Origin of the sequence: Providencia sp. PROV269 (assembly GCF_028477785.1) — a bacterium.
Lineage (GTDB): Bacteria > Pseudomonadota > Gammaproteobacteria > Enterobacterales > Enterobacteriaceae > Providencia > Providencia rettgeri.
In genome coordinates this window covers 1-23,609 of the sequence record NZ_JAMPLV010000017.1, presented here as the reverse complement: position 1 = coordinate 23,609, position 23,609 = coordinate 1, and the positions used below count along the sequence as shown (strand labels likewise).

General features: G+C 41.1%; 23 protein-coding genes. 3 read left to right on the top strand and 20 right to left on the bottom strand.

The features are described from left to right. Positions 1-50 precede the first annotated feature (50 nt). The 14 genes from nlpD to cysJ all read right to left on the bottom strand — a co-directional run bounded on the left by nlpD (position 51) and on the right by cysJ (position 14,784). Positions 51-1,121 carry a murein hydrolase activator NlpD gene (nlpD, locus tag PR683_RS17240; RefSeq protein WP_109912008.1) on the bottom strand — a complete coding sequence of 357 codons (1,071 nt, stop codon included), beginning with the start codon at positions 1,119-1,121 and terminating at the stop codon, positions 51-53. Between the two features lie 307 nt (positions 1,122-1,428). Then, the gene (locus tag PR683_RS17235; RefSeq protein ID WP_210850842.1) at positions 1,429-2,055 is read right to left on the bottom strand and encodes a protein-L-isoaspartate(D-aspartate) O-methyltransferase; all 627 of its coding nucleotides are present in this window, start codon (positions 2,053-2,055) and stop codon (positions 1,429-1,431) included. Next, the gene (gene surE, locus PR683_RS17230; RefSeq protein WP_004260729.1) at positions 2,052-2,813 is read right to left on the bottom strand and encodes a 5'/3'-nucleotidase SurE; all 762 of its coding nucleotides are present in this window, start codon (positions 2,811-2,813) and stop codon (positions 2,052-2,054) included. Before surE ends, PR683_RS17235 begins: the two co-directional genes overlap by 4 nt. Further along, the gene (gene truD / locus PR683_RS17225; RefSeq protein ID WP_109912006.1) at positions 2,791-3,849 is read right to left on the bottom strand and encodes a tRNA pseudouridine(13) synthase TruD; all 1,059 of its coding nucleotides are present in this window, start codon (positions 3,847-3,849) and stop codon (positions 2,791-2,793) included. Before truD ends, surE begins: the two co-directional genes overlap by 23 nt. Further along, positions 3,815-4,327, bottom strand: a complete 513-nt coding sequence (gene ispF / locus PR683_RS17220) for a 2-C-methyl-D-erythritol 2,4-cyclodiphosphate synthase (protein WP_004260732.1) — start codon at positions 4,325-4,327, stop codon at positions 3,815-3,817. Before ispF ends, truD begins: the two co-directional genes overlap by 35 nt. A 9-nt stretch (positions 4,328-4,336) precedes the next feature. Next, positions 4,337-5,074, bottom strand: a complete 738-nt coding sequence (gene ispD / locus PR683_RS17215; protein WP_004913881.1) for a 2-C-methyl-D-erythritol 4-phosphate cytidylyltransferase — start codon at positions 5,072-5,074, stop codon at positions 4,337-4,339. Between the two features lie 67 nt (positions 5,075-5,141). Continuing rightward, entirely contained in the window at positions 5,142-5,429 is a 288-nt protein-coding gene (gene ftsB, locus PR683_RS17210; protein WP_004260736.1) for a cell division protein FtsB, read from the bottom strand. 160 nt (positions 5,430-5,589) lie between these two features. After that, positions 5,590-6,198 (bottom strand): adenylyl-sulfate kinase, encoded by a 609-nt coding sequence (gene cysC, locus PR683_RS17205; protein WP_109912005.1) that lies wholly within the window; start codon positions 6,196-6,198, stop codon positions 5,590-5,592. 5 nt (positions 6,199-6,203) lie between these two features. Beyond that, the gene (gene cysN, locus PR683_RS17200) at positions 6,204-7,646 is read right to left on the bottom strand and encodes a sulfate adenylyltransferase subunit CysN (RefSeq protein ID WP_109912004.1); all 1,443 of its coding nucleotides are present in this window, start codon (positions 7,644-7,646) and stop codon (positions 6,204-6,206) included. Between the two features lie 36 nt (positions 7,647-7,682). Continuing rightward, positions 7,683-8,591: a sulfate adenylyltransferase subunit CysD gene (gene cysD / locus PR683_RS17195; RefSeq protein WP_004913887.1), complete on the bottom strand. Its 909-nt coding sequence runs from the start codon at positions 8,589-8,591 to the stop codon at positions 7,683-7,685. 13 nt (positions 8,592-8,604) lie between these two features. After that, entirely contained in the window at positions 8,605-10,017 is a 1,413-nt protein-coding gene (cysG, locus tag PR683_RS17190; protein WP_248445561.1) for a siroheme synthase CysG, read from the bottom strand. A 497-nt stretch (positions 10,018-10,514) separates the two neighbouring features. Then, entirely contained in the window at positions 10,515-11,249 is a 735-nt protein-coding gene (cysH, locus tag PR683_RS17185) for a phosphoadenosine phosphosulfate reductase (RefSeq protein ID WP_110732230.1), read from the bottom strand. Further along, a complete protein-coding gene (gene cysI / locus PR683_RS17180) occupies positions 11,246-12,979 on the bottom strand; it encodes an assimilatory sulfite reductase (NADPH) hemoprotein subunit (RefSeq protein WP_196719904.1) in 1,734 nt (577 codons plus the stop codon). The genes cysH and cysI overlap by 4 nt, the downstream gene beginning before the upstream one ends. Next, positions 12,979-14,784 carry an NADPH-dependent assimilatory sulfite reductase flavoprotein subunit gene (cysJ, locus tag PR683_RS17175; RefSeq protein ID WP_110732232.1) on the bottom strand — a complete coding sequence of 602 codons (1,806 nt, stop codon included), beginning with the start codon at positions 14,782-14,784 and terminating at the stop codon, positions 12,979-12,981. Before cysJ ends, cysI begins: the two co-directional genes overlap by 1 nt. Positions 14,785-15,128: 344 nt before the next feature. Between cysJ and queD the strand changes: the two genes are divergently transcribed. Beyond that, positions 15,129-15,494, top strand: a complete 366-nt coding sequence (queD, locus tag PR683_RS17170; protein WP_004913900.1) for a 6-carboxytetrahydropterin synthase QueD — start codon at positions 15,129-15,131, stop codon at positions 15,492-15,494. Positions 15,495-15,862: 368 nt separating this feature from the next. Then, entirely contained in the window at positions 15,863-16,480 is a 618-nt protein-coding gene (locus tag PR683_RS17165; protein ID WP_004913904.1) for a YagU family protein, read from the top strand. A 65-nt stretch (positions 16,481-16,545) separates the two neighbouring features. Here PR683_RS17165 and queE read toward each other — a convergent pair whose 3' ends face one another. Next, complete coding sequence (queE, locus tag PR683_RS17160; RefSeq protein WP_109911999.1) at positions 16,546-17,217, bottom strand: 7-carboxy-7-deazaguanine synthase QueE; 672 nt, start codon at positions 17,215-17,217, stop codon at positions 16,546-16,548. A 178-nt stretch (positions 17,218-17,395) separates the two neighbouring features. On the opposite strand from queE, the gene PR683_RS17155 reads away from it, so the two are divergent. After that, positions 17,396-18,763 (top strand): amino acid permease, encoded by a 1,368-nt coding sequence (locus PR683_RS17155; RefSeq protein ID WP_109911998.1) that lies wholly within the window; start codon positions 17,396-17,398, stop codon positions 18,761-18,763. Between the two features lie 76 nt (positions 18,764-18,839). On the opposite strand, the gene megL is transcribed toward PR683_RS17155, so the two are convergent. The 5 genes from megL to PR683_RS17130 form a co-directional block, all read right to left on the bottom strand. After that, positions 18,840-20,042 (bottom strand): methionine gamma-lyase, encoded by a 1,203-nt coding sequence (megL, locus tag PR683_RS17150; RefSeq protein WP_109911997.1) that lies wholly within the window; start codon positions 20,040-20,042, stop codon positions 18,840-18,842. A gap of 15 nt (positions 20,043-20,057) precedes the next feature. Continuing rightward, entirely contained in the window at positions 20,058-20,450 is a 393-nt protein-coding gene (locus PR683_RS17145; protein ID WP_004913913.1) for a hypothetical protein, read from the bottom strand. A gap of 13 nt (positions 20,451-20,463) precedes the next feature. Further along, positions 20,464-21,651: an NAD(P)/FAD-dependent oxidoreductase gene (locus tag PR683_RS17140; RefSeq protein ID WP_109911996.1), complete on the bottom strand. Its 1,188-nt coding sequence runs from the start codon at positions 21,649-21,651 to the stop codon at positions 20,464-20,466. A 215-nt stretch (positions 21,652-21,866) separates the two neighbouring features. Then, complete coding sequence (locus PR683_RS17135; RefSeq protein WP_375372867.1) at positions 21,867-22,412, bottom strand: DUF1287 domain-containing protein; 546 nt, start codon at positions 22,410-22,412, stop codon at positions 21,867-21,869. A gap of 95 nt (positions 22,413-22,507) precedes the next feature. Continuing rightward, complete coding sequence (locus tag PR683_RS17130; RefSeq protein ID WP_004913919.1) at positions 22,508-23,299, bottom strand: endonuclease/exonuclease/phosphatase family protein; 792 nt, start codon at positions 23,297-23,299, stop codon at positions 22,508-22,510. Between the last annotated feature and the right edge of the window lie 310 nt (positions 23,300-23,609).

Sequence of the window (23,609 nt, the reverse complement as noted above, 5' to 3'; positions counted from 1 at the left end):
GACTCCTACCCTAGATAATGCGGACAGAATGTCAAAGCACTCTGCCCAGTTTATCGTTGCGGCAAATAGCGCAACGGGTTTACTGATTTTCCCTTGTAACGAATTTCAAAGTGTAATCTAACTGAACTGGTTCCAGTACTACCCATAGTAGCTATTTTTTGACCTGCAGTGACGTCCTGCTGATCACGCACAAGCAATGTGTCATTGTGGGCATAAGCACTTAGGTAGTCATCGTTATGTTTTATAATTATTAGATTTCCGTATCCACGCAAAGCATTACCTGCGTAAACGACTTTTCCTGGCGCAGCAGCGAGCACAGCTTGACCACGAGAACCGGCTATGTCTACCCCTTTGTTCCCGCCTTGAGCGTCAGAGAAACCTTCAATCATTTTCCCATCAGCTGGCCAACGCCATTTTATTGACGAATTATTCGTGCTACTGACTGCGGTAGAAGCGGTTGTTGTCGAGGTTGTTGTTGTCGTTGAAACTTGCGTTGCAGGTTTCTTATTATTAGGCAACATTTTACCTGAGGTTTGACCACCACTATTTGCAGGATACTCATTAGTTGTTCGAAGATCAACCGCTTGCTGATGACTATTTGATGAATTTGCGGCTAATTGAGTGCTCGAGTTCACATTTGTGTTACCAATATTAATAACCTGTCCTACATTGAGGCTGTATGGTTCTGGAATATTGTTTCGCGATGCTAACTCACGGAAATCATTACCTGTTAAGTATGCAATATAGAATAACGTGTCACCACGCTGAACCGTATAACTATTGCCACTATAGCTACCTTTTGGAATACTGCCATAGTCGCGGTTATAGACAATCCGCCCTTCACCATTGGTTGTTACCGGTGCTGAGCTACGACTTACAGGTTGTGTATTTGAATTATTCGATATATTAGGACGAGACGACGGCATTGCCGTGCTCATACCCGTATTTGGTGACGAGGCCGGTGTCGTCCTTTGCACCGTTTGCTGGCGAGACTGACTATCATTCACACTCGAAATAGGTGCTGCTGTATGATACGGTGTAGAACAACCAGCCAATAGCGCTCCGCTAAATGAAAAGATGACGGCCCATCGAATTCTGCTTATAGGGCTAACAATTTTCATGCTTCTTCTCCCGTGAAGAAAAATCTGACGTGACAATTCAAAACAATGTCAGCAATAGAGTTATCATAAAATATTTCACTTATTAAAGCAGAAATACAAAATAGTGAACAAGTTAAATATATTAAAAATATAATAAATTGAGAGTATGACCTAACGCTTTAAGCTATTCTCTCAAATTCAGTTGGGTAAAGTATCATATTTGGAATGGTTTTACTGCTATTTGAGTTAATGAAACCTTTGCAATGATATTTTATTTAAACCCATTATAAAAATAGTCAGGCTTTTATTAAATATCATTGCAAGTAGATTAAAGAAGATCACCCGCGATCAATGGGACAAAACGAACTTTTTCGATAACATTAGTATGGTAATCATTACCTCGTCGGGTAATTAGCTTTAGTGCTTGTTCTTTATCACCGACAGGTAGAACCATTCGCCCACCATCTTTTAATTGCCCTAATAGTAGAGTTGGTATTTCTGTTGGTGCTGCAGTAACAATGATGGCCTCAAAGGGGCCTTTTGATTGCCAACCTTCCCAACCATCACCATGACGAGTTGAAACATTGTGTAAATCAAGTTGCTTCAAGCGCCGTTTAGCCGCCCATTGCAAGCTCTTCACCCGCTCAACAGAAAAAACGTGCTTAACCAAGTGAGCCAATACTGCGGTTTGATACCCTGAACCAGTTCCTATCTCAAGAACGTGATCATCCGGTGCTAAAGCCAATAGCGCTGTCATTTTAGCAACAATATAGGGCTGTGAAATAGTTTGCCCATGACCAATAGGTAATGGGATATTGTCATAGGCTTTATGGGAGAGCGCTTCATCCACAAACCGTTCCCGAGGAACAAGTGAAATGGCATCTAATAGGCGCTCATCGTGAATTCCCTGTTGGCGTAATTGAGCCAAAAGTTCTTTCATGAGCCCTGTTTTCATTTTACTGACACTCCTGATTTTTCGAGCCACTCTTCCACTAGTGAGTGTGCTTTATAAGCGGTTAGGTCAACTTGTAATGGCGTAATTGAAACGTACCCATTTTGTACAGCCTCAAAATCCGTTCCCGGACTGGCATCACGGATCTCCCCAACTGGCCCTAGCCAATACAATGTATTCCCTTTTGGGTCCTCTAGGCTATACACCTCAGAAGCGGCATGACGACTGCCACAGCGAGTGACTTTGATACCTTTAATTTCTTCGTACGGGATATCCGGTACATTTATATTTAAGATATTCCCTGCACGCAATGGGTTCTTCTGTAAGAGCGCAAGAATATCGCATGTCACTTTCGCCGCACTTTCATAATGCGTTTCGCCATCTAACGATACCGCAATTGAAGGTAAACCTAAATGACGGCCTTCAGTTGCTGCTGCAACAGTACCTGAATAAATAACATCATCCCCTAAATTAGGGCCACAGTTAATACCAGAGACAACAATATCAGGACGTGGACGTACTACTTTATTAACTCCAATATAGACACAATCTGTTGGCGTTCCCTCTTGTACAGCAAGATCACCATTACTTAGCGTTTGAATTTTAAGTGGTTTATCTAATGTTAATGCATTAGAAGCCCCACTACGATTGCGATCAGGCGCAATCACCTGAACATGATAATATTGGCGTAGCGCTGCCGCGAGGGTTTGAATCCCGGGCGCATTTACCCCATCGTCATTACTCAATAAAATCTTTAGCATCGACATTATCCTGCCCATTTTGATTAATAATTTCTCTCACAACACTGGTTGCAAAACAACCTGAGTTTAAGAAAAAATTCAGTTTTACCGTCGAGTCGTCCAACCATTCCCACTGTAAGTTTTTAGGTTTAGTTATCACCGCTCGTCTAGCTGGAGAAACTCGTTCACGCTGCATTAAAGAGATAAAGGGTTGATAATCCGCTAAACACTGAGTTTCAAATGCCAGTGCTTCATCCTGAGTTCCCAACTCCCCATCACCCGGTAATGGCGCGGTAATGCTTAATTCGTTGGATTCCAAGCGAGGTTGCAATGTAGCAAACTCATCTTGTGTCGCGACAAACCAACTTCCTCTACCGGTTAATTGCAATGCGTCTCCCAACATCACGTGTTGAGCGGTATTATTTGCAATACGTTCGCTTGCCACATGGTTAAACATTGCACTACGAGCAGCTGAAAGATAGAAGCTACGCTTGTTGCGTTCACGTACGTTGGTTTCTTGGTTTGCCCAACGTAACGCTTGCGTTAAATTTTGTCCATCACGCCCAAAACGTTGTTCACCAAAGTAATTAGGCACCCCTGTTAATGCAACTTTCTGTAAACGCTGTTCAACATCTTTTGCATCCGAAATATCACGCAACGTTATTTCAAACTGGTTTCCTTTCAAGGAACCAATACGTAATTTGCGTTTTTGCCGAGTAACAGCCAGTATTCGGCAGCCTTCGAGTTGCCAAGTCGAAAAAACAGGTGTTTCTTTACCCGGCATTTGCAGGCAAAACCACTGCTCTGTCACTGCATGCCTATCTTTTAAACCTGCGTAACTGACAGCTCTCGCTGAAATTTTAGCAAATTTTGCTAGTTGTTCAGCAACAAACACGGTATTACAGCCTGTTTTTTCCACACGAACCATAACATGTTCGCCTTCGCCATCTAGCTCAAAGCCTAAATCTTCTTTGACGATAAAATCTTCAGGGACACTTTTTAACGTGCCAGAAGATAATGGCTTACCATGCAGGTACTGAACATTCATTACTTTCATTACTATTATCTTTTATTAAAAGAACAACCGCAGCACAGGCAATGCCTTCTTTACGCCCCACAAAACCGAGTTGCTCTGTTGTGGTCGCTTTCGCATTCACATCATCCATGTGGCACTCAAGATCTTCGGCAATATTCACACGCATCTGAGCGATATGAGGCAACATTTTTGGCGCCTGAGCCATGATAGTAATATCAATGTTACCAATGCGATACCCTTTGGCACGCACATGGCAAAATGCGTCTCTCAATAAGACTCGGCTATCCGCCCCTTTATATGCAGGGTCCGTATCAGGGAATAATTTACCAATATCCCCCAGTGCAGCAGCGCCGAGAATTGCATCGGTTAACGCGTGTAAGACCACATCACCGTCAGAATGCGCGAGCAAACCTTGTTCATAAGGGATACGCACGCCACCAATGATGATAGGGCCTTCGCCACCAAATTTGTGTACGTCAAAACCGTGTCCGATTCTCATTTTTTTTCCTTAGTTGTTCATTCTTGAAAGATAAAATTCCGCTAAAGTGAGGTCTTCTGGGCGCGTCACTTTTAAATTATCAGCGCGGCCAGCAACTAACACAGGTTGGTGGCCGCAATATTCTAGCGCAGAAGCTTCATCGGTGATCACTGCGTTTTCTTTCAAGGCTTTACTTAGACAATCCCGTAATAATATTAACGGAAAAAATTGTGGTGTAAGGGCATGCCATAACGCTTCACGTTCAACGGTATGGTCAATTAATTGGTTGGCTGTTGAACTACGTTTCATGGTATCACGCACTGGGGCAGCGAGGATCCCACCACAACAATTTTGTTCCGCTGCTAATTGAATAATTTCATTTAAATCTGATTGATGAAGGCAGGGACGCGCTGCATCGTGCACTAATACCCAGCAATCTGAAAATTGGGGATTAGCAATTAAAAAATCCAGTCCCGCTAATACTGAATCGGCGCGTTCTTTGCCACCAATAACCGTCGTCACTCGAGGGTCATTAGAAATTTCAAGTTGTTGAAAATAATCATCTTCCGCACTCAACGCAACCACAATTTCTTGCACTTTATCATTTTCTAGCAATGCGCTGATGGTGTGCTCAATGATTGTTTTACCTGCAACCTGCAAGTATTGTTTTGGGCACTCAGCATTCATACGGCTACCTACCCCAGCAGCAGGAATCAGTGCAACAATTCGCGGAAGATTATTTTGTGGGGCATGGTTTGGATTTGTCATTGTTGAATTCTTACATCAGAAATTATCAGGCTAATGGGTATACTATTTTGACATCATATTATTGTGTCTATTTCTGGTTATTACTTTCTTTAACCATTCGATAAAATGACTCTCCAGGTTTGATCATCCCAAGCTCTGTTCGGGCTCGTTCTTCAATCGCATCTTGGCCATCATTTAAGTCGTTGATTTCAGCGAATAGCTGTTCATTACGCATTTTTAAGCGCGAATTTACAATTTCCTGAGCGGCGACATCATCTTTGACTTGTACGTAGTCATGTATGCCATTTTTGCCTAACCATAAGGAATACTGTAACCAAGCTAATATCGCAATTAATAGTAGCGTTAATTTACCCATCTTGCCCCCTGAAATGATTTGCTAATCATCCCATAACTCAACGATTGACGCTACTGTGATACTAAAATTGTGCTAAAAAGTCAGATTAAGTCGGGTTTGAATACGCAAAATACCGCCTTATTTTACCATCAGATAAAATAAAGGGGGTATTTAAGCTGTATTAATAATCTAGCTGAATGACATGATTGCGCAATAAAAGCGCAATGATTTGGGAAAGGGAATCCGAAATGGGTTGTTGTCCATCCAGATGCAGCTCAGGGTTTTGAGGTATTTCATAAGGGGAATCAATCCCCGTGAATTGTTTTATTTTTCCTTCCCGTGCTTGTTGATATAACCCCTTGGGGTCTCGCTGTTCACAAATACTTACGGGGGTATCCACGTACAACTCAAAAAATTGCTCAGGTTCAAATAAATCACGAACTTTTTGTCTATCCGCTTGGAAAGGCGAAATAAATGCGGTCGCAACAATTAACCCTGCATCAACCATTAACTTCGCCACCTCCCCCACTCGACGAATATTTTCTTGCCTATCGGCCTCATTAAACCCTAAATCACGGCATAAACCATGGCGAATATTATCGCCATCCAATAAATAGGTTTTCATTCCCATGGACGTCAATTGGTGCTCTATTGCCCCTGCTAATGTCGATTTCCCAGAACCTGATAACCCGGTGAACCACAACACAGCACCTTTATGGCCATTATTACTTTCACGTAATTGGCGAGTTACTTGATGTTGGTGCCAAACAATATGGTTTTCTTTTGTCATCCGTATTATTTCCCACCCAATACATCACGCGCACCCCAATGTGGGAAATGGCGGCGTACTAATTTGTTTAGCTCAATTTCAAATTCACTAAAATCACTGGGTTGATCAAAAACAGGGGCTTGTGTTTCGCGGACTAAACCCGCGCCAACCGTCACATTTGTGAGCCTATCAATAAAAATCATTCCACCAGTGTCTGCATTGCGTTGGTAGTTTTCCAGTAACAATGGCTCATCAAAGGAAAACTCGACTAAACCAATCCCATTCAACGGCAGCTCTGTCGCTACTTTCTGGGTTAAATTATTGATATCAACTTGGTATTGAATATTTTCTACTTTTGCTCGACTGCGTTTTCCCGCAATTTTAATATCAAGTTGTTGGCCTTGAACTAATGGCTGTTCAGACATCCACACGACATCGACAGAAGCATGCTGCGTCGTTTGTAAGGTTTCATCTTGTGCAACAATTAAGTCGCCACGACTAATATCAATTTCATCCTCAAGTACTAATGTAATCGCTTCCCCCGGTATAGCAAAATCTTGTTCCCCTGAAAAAGTCACAATTTCTTTAATTGCTGAAGTGGCGCCTGATGGCAACACTTTGACCTTTTGACCCACTTCCACGATCCCTGCTGATAATGTCCCGCTGTATCCGCGAAAGTCTAAATTTGGGCGGTTCACATATTGCACAGGGAAACGCAAAGCTTGCTCCGAAGCTTTTTGTTCCACTTGAACATTTTCTAATATCGATAATAGCGTATCACCTTGATACCACTTAAAATTATCGCTAGCATTTACAATATTATCGCCATCTAGGGCTGAGATCGGTACAAACCAGACCGTTAAATCCACAGGCAACTCCATTGCAAACTTTTGGTAATCCTGCTTTATTTTTTCAAAAATGGCTTCACTGTAATCCACCAGATCCATTTTATTGACGGCAACAATAAGATGGCGGATCCCAAGCAATGTACTAATAAAACTATGGCGACGCGTTTGTTCCTGTACCCCTTTTCGAGCATCGATCAACAAAATAGAAAGTGAGCAAGTTGATGCCCCTGTCGCCATATTGCGCGTATATTGCTCATGGCCGGGGGTGTCCGCAATAATAAATTTGCGCTTTTCTGTTGAAAAATAACGATAAGCCACATCGATGGTGATCCCCTGCTCACGTTCAGCAGCAAGGCCATCCACCAGCAGAGCAAGGTCAAGTTTTTCCCCTTGAGTCCCTATCCGCTTACTATCACTTTGCAAAGTTGACAGTTGGTCTTGGTAAATTTGGCGAGTATCATGCAGTAAACGGCCAATTAAGGTACTTTTACCATCATCCACATTACCGCAGGTTAAAAAGCGTAATAATCCTTTATGTTGCTGCGCCAATAAATAAGGTTCTACACCACCTTGCTGTTCAATTTGATGAGCGATTGATTCATTATAAACGGCTTGTGCCATGATTTTTCTCCTGACTTTGCGTATTAACCTTGCCCACTAAAAATAACCTTGGCGCTTTTTCAACTCCATCGAAGCGGATTGGTCGCTATCAATCAGCCGCCCCTGTCGCTCACTCGTCGTAGAAATCAACATTTCTTCTATAATCTCAGGCAGCGTTTGTGCTTCTGATGGCACAGCTCCCGTCAGTGGCCAACAACCTAATGTTCTAAAACGCACTTTTTGCTGACTAATGACTTCACCCGCTTGTAGGTCAATACGGTTATCATCCACCATTAACAAAGTACCGTCCCGCTGAATAACTGGCCGTTCTTTTGCAAAATACAGGGGAACAATATCGATGTTTTCCAAATAGATATATTGCCAAATATCGAGTTCTGTCCAATTTGATAGTGGGAAAACACGAATACTTTCCCCTTTATTGACCTGCCCATTATAGTTATGCCACAGCTCAGGCCGCTGGTTTTTAGGGTCCCAACGATGAGATCGGTCACGAAAAGAGTAGATCCGCTCTTTTGCGCGTGATTTCTCTTCATCACGACGAGCACCGCCAAATGCAGCATCAAAACCATATTTATCCAAAGCCTGCTTTAAGCCTTCAGTTTTCATAATATCGGTGTGCTTAGCACTGCCATGTACAAACGGGTTGATCCCCAGCTTTTCTCCTTCAGGGTTACGATGAACAAGTAGCTCAAAACCGTATTTTTCTGCTGTTGCATCACGAAACTCGTACATTTCACGAAATTTCCACCCCGTATCAACATGTAAGAGAGGAAATGGCAGTTTTCCCGGATAAAATGCCTTGCGTGCTAAATGGAGCATCACAGAGGAATCTTTACCAATAGAGTACAGCATGACTGGGTTAGCAAATTCGGCGGCAACTTCACGAATAATATGAATACTTTCTGCCTCTAACTGCTGTAAATGAGTCAATTTTTTGTCGTTCACGATAGCCCCTTACTTAAGCCAGTTCCAATACGGCACTGCGCCATCTGATGTCTTCGGTTTGAGAACCAAACCACGCGAGTTGTTGGTGCAATGCAGCTACTTCACCAACCACTATCAAAGCAGGAGCGGGTGCCTGCTGTGCTAATACTTCAAGCTCGTTTAATTTGCCAGTCACTACTTTTTGTTCACGCCGAGTGCCACAGCCGATAACAGCAACAGGGGTATTTTCAGCACGGCCGAATTGAATCAACTGTTCGCTGATTTTCGCGGCCTTTACGGTGCCCATATAGATAGCTAGCGTTTGGTTCCCTCGAGCAAGCGCCTGCCAATCAAGTTCCATTCCATTTTCACGACAATGACCTGTAATAAACGTAATACTCTGTGAATGCTCTCGGTGAGTCAGCGGAACCCCCGCGTAAGCGGCTGCACCAATCGCCGCTGTTACACCAGGAACCACTTGAAATGGGATCCCCGCTTGTGCCGCAACTTGTAGCTCTTCTCCCCCTCGCCCAAACACAAAAGGATCACCACCTTTCAGGCGCACCACTTTTTTACCTTGTTGAGCAAATTTCACGATCAAAGCATTGGTTTCTTCTTGGGAAACACTGTGATTTCCTGCGCGTTTCCCAACACAAATTTTGTCAGCATCGCGACGAACTAGTTCGAGTATTTCTTCACTCACCAGATGGTCATACAAAACCACCTCTGCACTTTGTAAAACTCGCAACCCTTTTAACGTCAGTAGCCCCGCATCTCCCGGACCGGCACCGACTAAGGTTAATTCGCCATGGTTATCAGGTTCATACAATTGACGTTCCAATTGTTGTTCCGCTTCACTGAATTGCCCTTTTTCAACTAGCGAAGCAAAACGTCCACTGAAACTTTTTTCCCAGAAGCGCTTCCTTTCACGCATACTCGTTAGTGTTTCTTTGACTTTATGACGCCAGCGGCCGGCTATTTCTGCCATTTTTCCCAAGGAAGTTGGTAGCATCGTTTCCAGTTTTTCTCTAAGTAAACGAGCCAAAACAGGTGCCGTCCCTCCTGAAGAGATCGCCACAATCACCGGGGAACGATCAATAATAGAAGGTACAATAAATGAACATAACGGCTGGTCATCAACCACGTTAACGAATACTTTCCGTTCATTAGCGTCATAGAAAACGGTTTCATTCAGTAATGCATCATCTGTTGCTGCGATAACTAAAAAAGCATCATCTAAATGAATGGATTGGTAATCCTCAGCTAACCAAACAAATTTATTTTGTTGGTGTTCAGCTTGTAATTGCATACATAACGTCGGTGAGATGATCACTAAGTCAGCTTGTGCTTTTATTAGCAATTCTGCTTTTCGAGCTGCGACAACACCGCCGCCAATTAACACGACCTTTCGCGTGCGGACATCGACAAATAATGGTAAATAATCCATCTTGCTCACCCATCGTTATATAAACTGATTATAAGAAATATAAAATTGACTATATGGCTTCAAACAATAGGTTTGAAATGACAAAAAGCTCTTTCTTGTAACTGAAAGGAATAAGCCAAATAATCATCACAACCCTGATAGAAAATCGATAAATACAAATAAAAAATAAAACTTAGATTAAATTTAACAAGTTAACTAATTACTGATTTAATTTAATAATTAGCTTGAAATACTTTTTTAAATACAAAAGTATTCCTTTGTAATTAAACAAATATTTTATTTATTTAGTTATTATTTGCTTATATTCAATACCCTAAATAATTCGAGTTGCATGTAGACAACAACGCTGCGGCTTGAATTATGACTAAATTAATACTCTAAATAATTCACGTTGCAGCTAGGCGGCAAGTAAATGAGTCACTAGGAGCATACACCAGTATGTGACTAGTGCGAATGCACGTAGCCAACAACGCTGCGGCTTGAATTATGACGAGTATTTAGTTTTCATGCAGCCCGCATTCACGCTTTAATCCAAAAAAACGAGTATCTTCTTCATTCATTCCCTCTTCCCATTTGCGAGTTGTATGGGTATCACCAACCGATAAATACCCTTGCTCCCACAGAGGATGATAGGGTAAATCATATTTTGTTAGATATTCATAAACTTGCTTATTATTCCAATCAATCACTGGTAAAACTTTAAAAATGCCTTTTCCGATACCTAGCACAGACAAATTTGCGCGGCTTGCTGATTGCTCTCGCCGTAAACCTGAAAACCAAGTTTGTGCCTGTAATTCATGTAACGCGCGCTCCATTGGCTCAACTTTATTCAATTGGTTATAACGCTCAATACCATCAAGCCCTTGCGTCCAAAGTTGACCATATAGCGCTTCTTGCCAAGCAGGTGACTGCTTTGCTCGATACACCTGTAAATTTAAATTCAACTTATCTGTTAACGCCTCAATAAATTGATAGGTCTCTGGGAACAAATAACCGGTATCCGTTAAAATAACTGGGATATTTGGCACAATTTGCGTCACCATATGCAATGTTAGTGCCGCTTGGATACCAAAGCTGGAAGACAACACAAACTCTGCGGGTAAATATTCAATCGCCCACTCAACCCGTTGCAATGCATTCATAGCTTCTAACTGGGAATTAAACTCCGCGAGATAAGCGACTTGTTGGGGCTTATCGAGTGCGGTGAGTGTTGCTAGCTCAAGTCGACTCATACCGCCTCCTTTACCTCATAAAAATCGATGGCTGAATTCAATACCGGTTTTACGACATTGGTGCGAATAAGAAAATCGCCAAACCCTTCGTCAGGCAAGCGTGCCTTTGCCCAGTCACCGATTAATTCATCTAAAATGGTTAGAATTTCCGCACTGCTAATATTTTCACGATACATGCGTGGAATACGAGTACCAATGCGATTTCCACCTAAATGTAAGTTATATCTATCAATAGCTTTACCGACCAGCCCAACCTCTGCCAACATCGCTCGCCCACAGCCATTAGGGCAACCCGTTATCCGCAAAACGATATGTTCATTGGCCACTTGATGAGAGGCCATAATACTTTCCACCTGACTAATAAATTCAGGTAAAAAGCGTTCGGCTTCCGCCATCGCGAGCGGGCAAGTTGGATATGATACACAAGCCATGGAGTTTTCACGTTGCGCCGTTATGTCATCACTCATTAACCCATGAGATCTGGCAATCGCTTCAATTGCCGCTTTTTCACTTTCAGGCACCCCCGCGACAATTAAGTTTTGGTTTGCCGTTAAACGAAAATCACCTTGATGAATACGCGCAATTTCGGCCACACCGGTTTTTAATGGCTTATTTTCTAAATCAATTAATCGACCATTTTCAATAAATAATGTTAAGTGCCAGCGATTATCAATCCCTTTGAGCCAGCCAATTTTGTCACCACGTTCAGTGAATTGATAAGGCCGAATGGGCTCAAAAGTTACACCAGAGCGCCTTTCGACCTCTGCTTTGAAAGTATCGACTCCTACACGTTCAAGGGTATATTTGGTTTTTGCATTTTTACGTTCAGTTCGATTGCCCCAATCCCGTTGAGTGGTGACTATCGCTTCTGCAATGGCTAATGTTTTGTCTAATGGAATAAACCCAAACTCACTGGCTAAGCGAGGAAATGTTGCGGTATCCCCATGAGTCATAGCAAGGCCACCGCCCACCAGCACGTTAAAACCGATCAACTCACCGTTTTGGGCAATTGCAACAAAGTTCATATCATTTGCATGCAAGTCCACATCATTTAGTGGTGGGATCACGACTGAGGTTTTAAATTTTCGTGGCAAATAAGTTTGCCCTAAAATTGGCTCTTCATCCGTTGTCACTATCTTTTCTTTATCTAACCAAATTTCCGCGTAAGCACTAGTGCGCGGTAATAAATGTTCAGATATTTTCTTTGCCCATTCATAGGCTTGTTGGTGCAATTCGGATTGCACAGGGTTAGAAGTGCATAACACGTTACGGTTAACATCATTCGCCGTTGCAAGGGCATCTAAACCAACATGACTTAGCATTTGATGGGCAGGCTTTACATCCCCTTTGAGGATGCCATGAAACTGAAATGTTTGCCGATTCGTAATACGCACACTGCCATACAGCGTGTGCTCCGTGGCAAACTTATCAATATCAAGCCATTGCTTGGGCGTAATTATGCCGCCCGGCAAACGACAACGCAGCATCATTGCATGGCGAGGTTCGAGTTTTTGTTCCGCCCGCTCGGCACGAATATCACGGTCATCTTGTTGATACATCCCGTGAAAACGAATCAACAGGAAATTATCACCCTCAAAACCTCCCGTTAACCCATTTTTTAAGTCATCCTTAATGGTTCCACGTAAGTAATTACTGTCTTGCTTCATGCGTTCACTGTCAGCAAGTTTACCTTCGACAATTAAGGGCTTTTGTTGTTGTTCATTGCTCATTAATAAACATCCCTCTGATAACGGCGCATTACGCGCAGCTCACTTAAAAATTCATCAGCTTCTTCACTATCCATGTTCCCATATTGACTGACGATATCTAATAATACCTGTTCGACATCTTTGGCCATCCGGTTTGCATCACCACATACATAGATGTGCGCACCTTCTTGTAACCATTGCCATACTTCTTCACCTTGTTCGCGAAGTTTATCTTGTACATAGATTTTTTCTTGCTGGTCGCGGGACCATGCTAATGAAATATGGGTTAATAAACCGTCTTTGACATAGCGCTGCCATTCCACCTGGTAGAGAAAGTCGTCAACAAAATGTGGGTTACCAAAAAATAACCAGTTTTTCCCTGTCGCACCGTCATTGTCACGCTGCTGTAAGAAAGCGCGAAATGGCGCAATCCCGGTGCCAGGGCCAATCATGATCACAGGCGTATTTGGGTCTTGTGGAAGACGGAAGTTATCATTGTGTTCAATGAATATGCGAAGTTCATCATCCTCATTTAAGCGGTCAGCTAAGAAACCTGATGCACCACCAGTACGTGCCTTACCATCAATCTCATAGCGGACAACCCCAACCGTTGCATGAACTTCATTTTCTACCTCAGATTGGGAAGAAGAAATCGAGTACAAACGAGGGGTTAGCGGACGCAGTAGGTCAACAAATTCTTGGGCAGTAGGCTGAGATGCCGCTTGGCGTACCATATCGACGATTGGCGTATTTTGTGCGTAGTGCAAAATAGCGGCTTTATCGCTAATCAATGACAACAACGCATCATCTTTTGACAACTGAGCATATTTTTCAACAATTACTGGGGTATTTTGTGTCAGTTCTAATTGATAAATTAGTGCATCACGTAGTGAATGGCGCTGTGAACCAATAAAGACTTCTTCGTCACCTTGCAACCACAACAAAGCCACCAGCTCATCAACTAAAGCAGGGTCATTATCGAACCAAACACCTAGCGCGTCACCAGGTTGATAACGTAAACCAGAGTCACCGAGATCAATTTCAATATGGCGAACATCTTTATGCGAGTCTCGACTGGTGATCTTTTGATTGCTCAGAAGAGACGCTGTTAATGGCGCAGTTTTACTATAAGGTGATGAATGAATTTCATTCACACTTCCTGTTTGAGTCGCCAATAATTGGCTATCACTTTGAGCAGGAACGCGAGCTTTTAAAATTTGTGTGAGGTTTTCAACCCACTCACTCGCAATCGCTTGATACTCAACATCGGCATCAATTCGCTCGGTTAACGATATAGCCCCTAATGATGCAAGTTGCGAATCGAAATCTTTACCCGCTTGGCAAAATTTTTCGTAAGAAGAATCTCCCAGCGCGAAAACCGCATAGCTGGTTTGTGATAAATTAGGGGCTTTTTTAGAATGAAGGTATTTATACAGTGCAACCGCTTCTTCGGCTGGTTCCCCTTCACCTTGTGTTGACGCTACAATAACCAACACTTTCTCTTGGTTGATTTGCTTGAATTTATAATCCCCTGCATTCACTAAGTTCACACTAATTTTTTCAGCAACCAAGCGCTCTCTGAGCTGCTCTGATAGGCGACGTGCATTTCCTGTCTGTGAAGCTGAGATAATTGTGATAGTGTCTTGCGTAACTGCAGGCGTACTGACCGATGCATCAACTTGCGTATTTTGATTTACCACTCCCCACAAATACCCAGAAAGCCATGCGAGTTGATGAGATGAAAAATCATCAACGGCCGTCTGTAAACGTGTTAATTGCTCAACAGATATTGGCAGCGCCGCTAATGGCGGCTGTTTTTTTGTCATTATCTTGTAACCCCAGCGTTATTCATCTTTGATTTAAAAAAACGATGCCATGTCATTACCCCAGAAAAGACCGACAACCTAATACCTGCCCATTCCCCCAAATAATTAGGGTAATAAAGCAAAAAATACCGCAGTACCTGAAACATATAGGGTATGCCGTTAGGTTATAACAACCCTAGATAATGGGATAAGAAACGATAGCCATAATTAATAACTAAAAAGCCTAAAGCAATTAACTGATGGATCATATTGATAAAAGCGGTTAACGCTATTTTAGTAATTAAAGATATTTTCACCTAAAAATGCAGTACAATACGCTGTTTATTCACAACAAGGAGCCACATATGAGCACAACAATCTATAAAGATTTCACTTTCGAAGCCGCCCACAAACTTCCTCATGTACCAGAGGGTCATAAGTGTGGCCGACTCCATGGCCATTCTTTCATGGTGCGTTTAGAAATCACCGGTGAAGTCGACTCACATAGTGGTTGGATTATTGATTTCTCCGATGTAAAAGCCGCTTTTAAGCCTATTTGGGAACGCTTAGACCATCACTATTTAAATGATATAGAAGGGTTAGAAAACCCAACTAGTGAGGTGTTAGCCCAGTGGATTTGGCAACAAACTAAGCCTTTACTACCATTATTAAGTGCGGTTACTGTAAAAGAAACCTGCAATGCAGGCTGCGTCTATCGCGGGGAAGCTTAAAAGTTAATGCGTTAAAAAAGTCACATAACATAGGGATACACGCTCCTCAGACCGCTGACTTAGCGGCAAGCCTAATAGGTTTTGAACATAAATGAGGGGCTAAATCCCTATATCCTCACTTTCGACTCATCACCCATCACTCATCACCAATATCAATGCCCAACGCTGTATAGAAAGCTTCCTGACTGCCTTTTACAGGCTAAATCCTAAAGCTCCATACGTTATTAAGGTCGAGATTAAGGCAATAAATCAGTGGCTGATATTCCCCCCTTAACATTAAGGATATAAAAACATTTATTTGACATAGTGCATCAAATTATAACCTGATCTATTATTTATCATTATTTACTTTTAATAAGGCAGGGAAAATGAATCTATTTCAACAAACACCTAAGTCCAGAAGGCGCTATGGGCTGGCAGCATTTATCGGTTTAATTGCAGGTATTGTCTCTTCGTTTGTCAAGTGGGGCGCTGAAGTTCCATTACCCCCAAGAAGTCCAACGGATATGTTTAATGCCGCTTGTTCACCTGAAACACTGATTCGTGCAGCAGAACAAATTGACTGCTCACGCAATTTCCTCAATCCACCTTATATTTTCTTAAGAGATTGGTTAGGAATTGCAGATCCTAACTCTGCAGTTTATACCTTTGCTGGGCACGTTTTTAACTCTGTGGGTGTTACTCACATCATATTTTCTATCGTGTTTGCGGTCGGGTATTGCATTGTTGCTGAAATATTCCCTAAAATTAAGCTATGGCAAGGGTTGTTAGCAGGTGCACTGGCGCAATTATTTGTCCACATGATTTCATTCCCTCTAATGGGGCTCACCCCTCCACTTTTCGACCTGCCATGGTATGAGAATGTGTCAGAAATATTTGGTCATTTAATTTGGTTTTGGTCTATTGAAATTATTCGCCGTGACTTACGTAACCGTATTACTCACGAGCCAGATCCTGAAGTACCATTAAACCAACCATTTAGATAATTTAAAGACCCCCAATAAGCGTTTTCAAACTATTGGGGGTTACTGCTAGGTTATCGCTATTTTTATTATTGAATATCCAAATACTTATGTGTCTGAATCGATAACCGCCAGTTACGTTGAATGCAGGTTGCAATACACAATTTTGTTGCTGCCGCCTTTTGACTAATTGGCTGCAATGCCACTGATGGAGAGGGCTCGACAGTACGTAATGCTAAAATTTTCTCAAGAGCCTCAATATCTTTTTCGCGAGCAACAGGATGCTTAATTTCATTAGCACGATTTACTGCTTGGCTGATCACCTGTAACCCTCCTTTCATACCGACTTTTGGTGATACGGTAACCCATGTGTTATCTGTGCATTGAATAGGGTATGTGCCGCTAGTTTCAATTTGGCATTGATATCCGTGTTGTTCTAATATCCCAGTCAGTGGCTGTAAATCATAAATACAAGGCTCACCGCCGGTAATAACAATATGCTGTGCGCTGAAGTGTTTTTCTTTCATTAATTGAATCAATGCCTCACCGCTTGCCATGGCCCATAAATCTGAATCAATCGTTTTAAGTGCGATATCCCCTAGGGTCGATTCTTTATCTTGTTCTTTTTCCCATGTTTGTTTGGTATCACACCAGCTACATCCAACTGGGCAGCCCTGTAAACGAATAAACACAGCAGGAACACCAGTAAAAACCCCCTCTCCCTGAATGGTTTGGAAAATTTCATTAATTGGGTATTTCATATCACTCCTAAAATAGTTAGCTAAGCACGCATTATATTGCAGATATCTATCTCACGAACAAGGAAGTTTGTGATAATGTAGCCACCTTAGGGTTCAATAAAGTACGTCCGACTGAATAAACAATACCGAAAGCATATTCGGAACAACATATCGAACGAAGAAAAAGACAGGAAAAGACATGCAAAGTAGTGAACAAAATCAACTCAGAAAGGGGCTGAGTGTTCGGCACATTCGCTTTATGGCTCTAGGGTCAGCGATTGGTACCGGCTTATTTTATGGTTCTGCTTCTGCCATTCAAGCGGCAGGTCCAGCAGTTTTACTCGCTTATATGGTCGGTGGTGCCGCTGTATTTATGGTCATGCGAGCCTTAGGCGAGATGGCAGTGCATCACCCAGTACCCGGTTCATTCTCTCACTACGCTAGCCATTACATGGGCCCCCTCGCTGGTTTTTTGACTGGCTGGAACTACGTATTTGAAATGTTAGTCGTGTGCTTGGCTGATATTACCGCTTTCGGGATGTACATGGGGTTCTGGTTTCCACATGTTGACCAATGGGTATGGGTATTAAGTATCGTGCTATTTATTGGTGCGCTCAATTTATGCCATGTTAAAATTTTCGGTGAAATGGAATTTTGGCTGTCTATCGTGAAAGTCTCCGCAATCATCGCAATGATTGTTGGTGGTACCTTCTTAATGTTCTACGGTTTCGGCCAAGAAACTGACCATGCGGTAGGTATCCAAAATCTCTGGGAACACGGTGGCTTTATGCCTAACGGTATTGAAGGTGTTATTGCATCCTTAGCTATCGTAATGTTCGCCTTTGGGGGTATCGAAGTGATCGGTATTACCGCCAGTGAAGCACAAAATCCAGAAAAAACTATTCCTAAAGCAATCAATGCAGTACCCATTCGTATTTTATTATTCTATGGGTTAACACTTTTTATTCTGATGTGCATCTATCCGTGGAATCAAATTGGTCAGAATGGCAGCCCATTCGTCCAAATTTTTGATAGCTTAGGTATTCAATCAGCGGCAAATATCTTAAATATCGTGGTGATCACAGCAGCTGTCTCAGCTATCAATAGTGATATTTTTGGTGCTGGTCGTATGATGTATGGTATGGCTCAAGACAAGCAGGCACCTAAAGTCTTTACCAAGTTAACGAAAAGTGGGGTGCCTTGGGTCACTGTGATGGTGATGTCCGTGGTAATGTTACTCGGCGTGTATTTGAACTACCTACTTCCAGAAAAAATCTTTGTGATTATTGCATCAATCGCAACCTTTGCAACTGTTTGGGTCTGGTTAATGATCCTACTTTCTCATGTCGCAATGCGTCGCCAAATGAGCGCTGAAGAAGTTAAAAAACTCAAATTCCCAGTTCCATTTTGGCCGATTGGTCCTGCAATTACTATTGCATTTATGGTCTTTGTTATTGCATTACTAGGATTCTTTAAAGACACCCAAGTTGCCCTTCTCGTTGGGTTTGCATGGGTCGCTATATTGAGCGTCACCTTCTTTGTAATGCGTAAATTTCAAAAATCTTAATCGACTAAAGTATTCGTAAAGTGAATTTAGGCCCTATATTTATATGATATAGGGCCTTTTGTTACCTATTGTGGTATCAAAAGAGCGCTTGCTTAATATCGGCAATCAAATCATTAGCGCTTTCTAACCCAACTGATAAACGAATAAGCCCATCACTAATCCCATACTGTTTTCGTTCCTCAGCAGTGTAAGTAGAATGGGTCATACTTGCAGGGTGCTGAGCCAATGACTCACAATCACCGAGGCTAACCGCACAAGAAAATAGCTGTAGACGGTTCAGAAACTGCTTACCCGCCTCAAGGCCCCCTTTAAGTTCAAAAGCAATCATCCCTCCAGGTAACTTCATCTGCTTTTGAGCTAATGAGTATTGCGGAAAACTCGGTAAACCTGGATACATTACCTGAGAAACTTCAGATAACGAGGCCAAATATTTTGCAACTTTCTGTGCATTTTTAACCACCCTTTCCATTCTGATTGGCAGTGTTTTCATTCCTCGCAATATCAGGTTTGCATCATGAGGGGATAAACATGCTCCAGTCATATCTTTCAGGCCAACCAATCTGATTTGCTTCGCTAATTCCTCAGTTGTTATAACAGCGCCAGCCATCACATCACCATGCCCATTCATATATTTCGTTAATGAATGAACAACGATATCCGCCCCAAGCTCAAGTGGTTTTTGAATGTAAGGAGTACAATAGGTATTATCTACTGTCACCAATATTTCTTGGTTATTTGCAAGGTTATATTGATGAACGATATTACTCACAGCATTAATATCAACTAAGCGCATATTTGGGTTTGCAGGTGACTCGAAAAATATCATCTTTGTTTTTTCAGTGAGTTCCTGTGCCACATTATTTGGGTCACTCATATCAATGTGACGAACTTTGACACCAAATTTAGCTAACCCATGATGAAAGAATGCATATGTACAGCCATAAACCGTCATATCAACTAACAGCTCATCTCCTGGGCTTAGTAAGGTCCAAAGAGTCGATGTTATTGCCCCCATCCCTGAAGAAAATACAATTGCTGCATTTCCCTCTTCTAAATCAGCAAGCCGCTTTTCCAACAAACTTAATGTTGGGTTATTTATTCGTGTATAAATATACCCATCCGATTCACCGCTAAAACAAGCGGCACCTTCTTCAACACTATCAAATACGTAAGTTGACGTTTGATAAATAGGAGAAGCGAGTGATCCTAAATTTTCGGCTGCATCATAGTAATTATGTATCACACGCGTATCAAAAGAATACAATTTATCTAATATCATACCACCTCCGAAATATTATCCCTCTTGGGGGGAAGACAATCGAGAACCCATTATTTGCAAGGTTCGTAAAACGGTACTAATTCCACGTAATGTATTTGGATCTTTTAATAAAGCATACACCGAACGAAAATTTGGATTTTTACTATTATATATTTCCTCCATTTTAGCCATATTATATGCAGTGCCGAATTCCCAGACTGGCGCTAGAGTATCCTCAAATGAGTTTGCCAGTTTTTCTACCGTGCTATTATCAGTAATGTCAATAAGGTCAGAAATTAGAGAAAGTAAATCAACAATATTATCTAAACGATTCAATTGTAATAGCGGTGCTAATTTGTCTGCGAAATGATCACCCGACTCAGAATTAAGAAGTTCAACTAGTTTACTTTGATTTTCATTATTAGACATTTTGATTTCCTCCTTAAACTAAGCCACGAATAGCAGCCCAATAAATACCTCTATTAAAGCCATTTCTTAGTAATCCCCCTAATTTAGTCGGAGGCGTAGGAATAACATCGTGTTTATAATCGTATTGTAAAGGCATCCCTGCCGTTAATCCCATTTGAGCAACAGCTTGAACTCGGCCATCATAAATAGCGGCAGGATAACCATAAATTAATTCTCCGCAAATATTATCAGCTATAATTGCAGCTTGATTATGGCAACTTCCACCTGCTTTACTGATCGGTAAATCAACGGTATCACCTATAACATAAACGCTATCAACACCATAAACTTGCATAGTTTCATGGTCGGTAGGTAACCAACCTTCACCATTATTATGCTCACTTAATCCGGTATTAATAACTGCCTCAACCGCGGTAATTGGCGGAGTACTGATCAATAAGTCGAAATTTTGCTCATCACCTTCTTTCGAATAAGCTATTTTTTTATCTGGATCAACTTTATCTAAAGTAAACCCTCTTTGAGCTTTAATATTTTTAGCAGTAAATACTTCAGGAATAACTTCACAAACAGGTTGTTGCATGAATAAACAGTTACGCAATAATTGTGAAACTGTTGGATAGGTATAAACGATTTCAATACTATCCCTAACTCGACGTTTACGTAAAAATTCATCAATCATTAAAGTTGTTTCCATCGGTGCGATACCACACTGATGGGGTACATTTGGCGTTTCAGGGAATGATACCGTAATAAAAATTCGACCTTTTTCAATCTTAGCCAATTGGTCAGCTAGCTTTCTCGATGCATCATAAGCATAAAAATGGTTACCAATATCCTTTAAACCTTCAATGCGCTCAGGTTTCGGCACGCAACCTGTCGCAATAACAAGAAAATCATAATTATATTTTTTTCCATCCTTTGAGTTTAGCGCTTTATTTTTAAAATCAAAGGACTCAATTTTATCAATGGCTAACTCTATTTCAGGTCTTAGCAATTCTCTTTCAGGGCGACTCAGTTCATCCTTAAAAAATAAATTAAAAGCAACATACATAAATGCAGGTTTATAATAATGGATTGGATTATCAGTAATTAATGTTATTTTTATTTTCTTCGAAAAAATTTCTTTACTCAATTTTCTGGCAAGTGTATTCGCTAGCATCGTTCCACCAGTCCCACCGCCTACAATAATTATATTTTTCATTACATTAACCACCGTATATATAATTAATTAAGTTTTATACGCTATGCCTACCAGTTATAAATATAGCCCATGGAAAATTAATTCCAATACAATAATTAGGGTATAGTTTAAAAAACAACAAATAAAACTAATCACTTATATATATATAACCTGACGAATAAGTTAATTATGGAAATTATAATTATGAGAATTATATTACATAAAAACAATTTCATTTAATAAGAATAATGTCCAACAATATCCCAACGAAATAAAACATCTTCAGCAACTTGGCCATATCCTATATTGTGCATAACTAAATAACTTTGTGTACTTGGTGACTTTATCGAAGTTACAACACCGATATGTGGCCGACCATTATCTAAACGCCATGAGACAATATCGCCAGGTACATAATCACTGGCACTCTTTGAAATAGGCTTATTTTTCCCTTTACGTGAAAAAAAAGCCTCTAAATTAGGCACGCGACGATGATCAATATTTGTATCTGGCTTACGTAATCCCCATATACGTTGGCTGGGATATTGGCTAAAGTTTGCTTTCATGTCTTCATGTACTAATTTTTGTAAATCAATACCAATTTTTCGGTAGCTTCGTATAACTACATCAGAACAAACACCATATTGTTCGGGCACATCACCATTTGGATAAGAAATTTGTCGATAAGATGAGTCATAAATAACTAAACGAGGCAACTGTTCAGCATGTTTTGCCAACAATAAGCTAGACCCATTAGCTATTTGTGCAAAAAAGAAAAGAATGTATAAAAACGATGATTTCAATCTGATATTCCCTATAAAAGTAGTTCATCGAATCTACAATTAAATACGAGGGAAAATAAGGGAGATAATCTTAATTACTTAGAAAGCGTAAATTTGGTCATAATAGGGTTATGATCAGAAGCATCTGTTGGTAGTACAATGCTGTTTTTAACCTTCAATCCACGATAAAATACGTAATCTAAAGGGCGCCCAAAGGCCTTAGTACGGTAATCATCATTAAATGCAATTTCTTTTAAACCAACACTACGAATAAACCGTTTTAATGCATTTACTCGTTGCCTGCTCCATGCATTAAAATCACCCGCAAGGATCACTGGGCCAACATGTTTAGCAATATGAATTCCCAGCTTACTTAATTGCCGAGTATAAACATCCACACCAAAGCTGAAGTTAATTGCATGCACATTTGCTACCATCAAGTGTTTTCCATTTGGTAACGGATAAACCGTAATCAGTGCAGATTTAGCTAGCCGTAAAAGTGGCTCTTTTTCTCGTAAAGGACAGCAGTATATCGGATGTGAAGCTGCAAGAGTCATCACTCCAGCAGGGTGAGGCGAGAAAGGTAATGCAGGTACTTGATCAGCGATTAATTTATGTGATGCCGCAAAAGATATTAGCTCAGGTGACATTTGAGCCTCTTGCAGCAAGATTAGTTTTCTATCTTTCACTAATTCGTTAAGGGTGTGTTTCCAATTTGGACGTTGCTGTTTGTAAATATTCCATGTAACCACATCAAGAGTTTCACCCGCTGCAAACAGTGGTAAACCGATTGGAAGTGATTCACCTAACATATGAACAGGCATCGGCTGAATACGTTTAGCGGGCTCACCTGCAATATACCGAACAGAATAGGTTCTTTTCGCCAAATTTGAAGTCCCTATATCACAGAAAAATAATGAAAATTTTATACTTTTTGATTAGTTACTATAGGTAGTATATCAAATTTGAGATGTTATAGCTTATCAAATTTAACACAACCACTAACTTACCCATAAGGCCTTTAAGTTTTACACTAAAACTATAAAATGGATAATATTGAATTAGTGGCTATTCATACCACTTACCTTCTTTTATCCTCACCCTCTAAATAATACGTGAGTTGTTACTCACTACTTTATATCGAGAGCTGCCATTGACGGTAGTTATATTCATGACTAATGACCCTACGAAGAGGAA

What these genes read in the sequence shown, in the direction of transcription:
- PR683_RS17235 (WP_210850842.1), bottom strand. Translation starts at nt 2,055, where the DNA reads ATGAAAACAGGGCTCATGAAAGAACTTTTGGCTCAATTACGCCAACAG.
- cysH (WP_110732230.1), bottom strand. Translation starts at nt 11,249, where the DNA reads ATGAGTCGACTTGAGCTAGCAACACTCACCGCACTCGATAAGCCCCAA.
- cysN (WP_109912004.1), bottom strand. Translation starts at nt 7,646, where the DNA reads ATGGCACAAGCCGTTTATAATGAATCAATCGCTCATCAAATTGAACAG.
- cysG (WP_248445561.1), bottom strand. Translation starts at nt 10,017, where the DNA reads ATGGATTATTTACCATTATTTGTCGATGTCCGCACGCGAAAGGTCGTG.
- truD (WP_109912006.1), bottom strand. Translation starts at nt 3,849, where the DNA reads ATGAAAGTAATGAATGTTCAGTACCTGCATGGTAAGCCATTATCTTCT.
- surE (WP_004260729.1), bottom strand. Translation starts at nt 2,813, where the DNA reads ATGCTAAAGATTTTATTGAGTAATGACGATGGGGTAAATGCGCCCGGG.
- megL (WP_109911997.1), bottom strand. Translation starts at nt 20,042, where the DNA reads ATGATATTAGATAAATTGTATTCTTTTGATACGCGTGTGATACATAAT.
- cysJ (WP_110732232.1), bottom strand. Translation starts at nt 14,784, where the DNA reads ATGACAAAAAAACAGCCGCCATTAGCGGCGCTGCCAATATCTGTTGAG.
- nlpD (WP_109912008.1), bottom strand. Translation starts at nt 1,121, where the DNA reads ATGAAAATTGTTAGCCCTATAAGCAGAATTCGATGGGCCGTCATCTTT.
- cysC (WP_109912005.1), bottom strand. Translation starts at nt 6,198, where the DNA reads ATGACAAAAGAAAACCATATTGTTTGGCACCAACATCAAGTAACTCGC.
- PR683_RS17165 (WP_004913904.1), top strand. Translation starts at nt 15,863, where the DNA reads ATGAATCTATTTCAACAAACACCTAAGTCCAGAAGGCGCTATGGGCTG.
- cysI (WP_196719904.1), bottom strand. Translation starts at nt 12,979, where the DNA reads ATGAGCAATGAACAACAACAAAAGCCCTTAATTGTCGAAGGTAAACTT.
- PR683_RS17145 (WP_004913913.1), bottom strand. Translation starts at nt 20,450, where the DNA reads ATGTCTAATAATGAAAATCAAAGTAAACTAGTTGAACTTCTTAATTCT.
- queD (WP_004913900.1), top strand. Translation starts at nt 15,129, where the DNA reads ATGAGCACAACAATCTATAAAGATTTCACTTTCGAAGCCGCCCACAAA.
- ftsB (WP_004260736.1), bottom strand. Translation starts at nt 5,429, where the DNA reads ATGGGTAAATTAACGCTACTATTAATTGCGATATTAGCTTGGTTACAG.
- PR683_RS17140 (WP_109911996.1), bottom strand. Translation starts at nt 21,651, where the DNA reads ATGAAAAATATAATTATTGTAGGCGGTGGGACTGGTGGAACGATGCTA.
- ispD (WP_004913881.1), bottom strand. Translation starts at nt 5,074, where the DNA reads ATGACAAATCCAAACCATGCCCCACAAAATAATCTTCCGCGAATTGTT.
- ispF (WP_004260732.1), bottom strand. Translation starts at nt 4,327, where the DNA reads ATGAGAATCGGACACGGTTTTGACGTACACAAATTTGGTGGCGAAGGC.
- queE (WP_109911999.1), bottom strand. Translation starts at nt 17,217, where the DNA reads ATGAAATACCCAATTAATGAAATTTTCCAAACCATTCAGGGAGAGGGG.
- PR683_RS17155 (WP_109911998.1), top strand. Translation starts at nt 17,396, where the DNA reads ATGCAAAGTAGTGAACAAAATCAACTCAGAAAGGGGCTGAGTGTTCGG.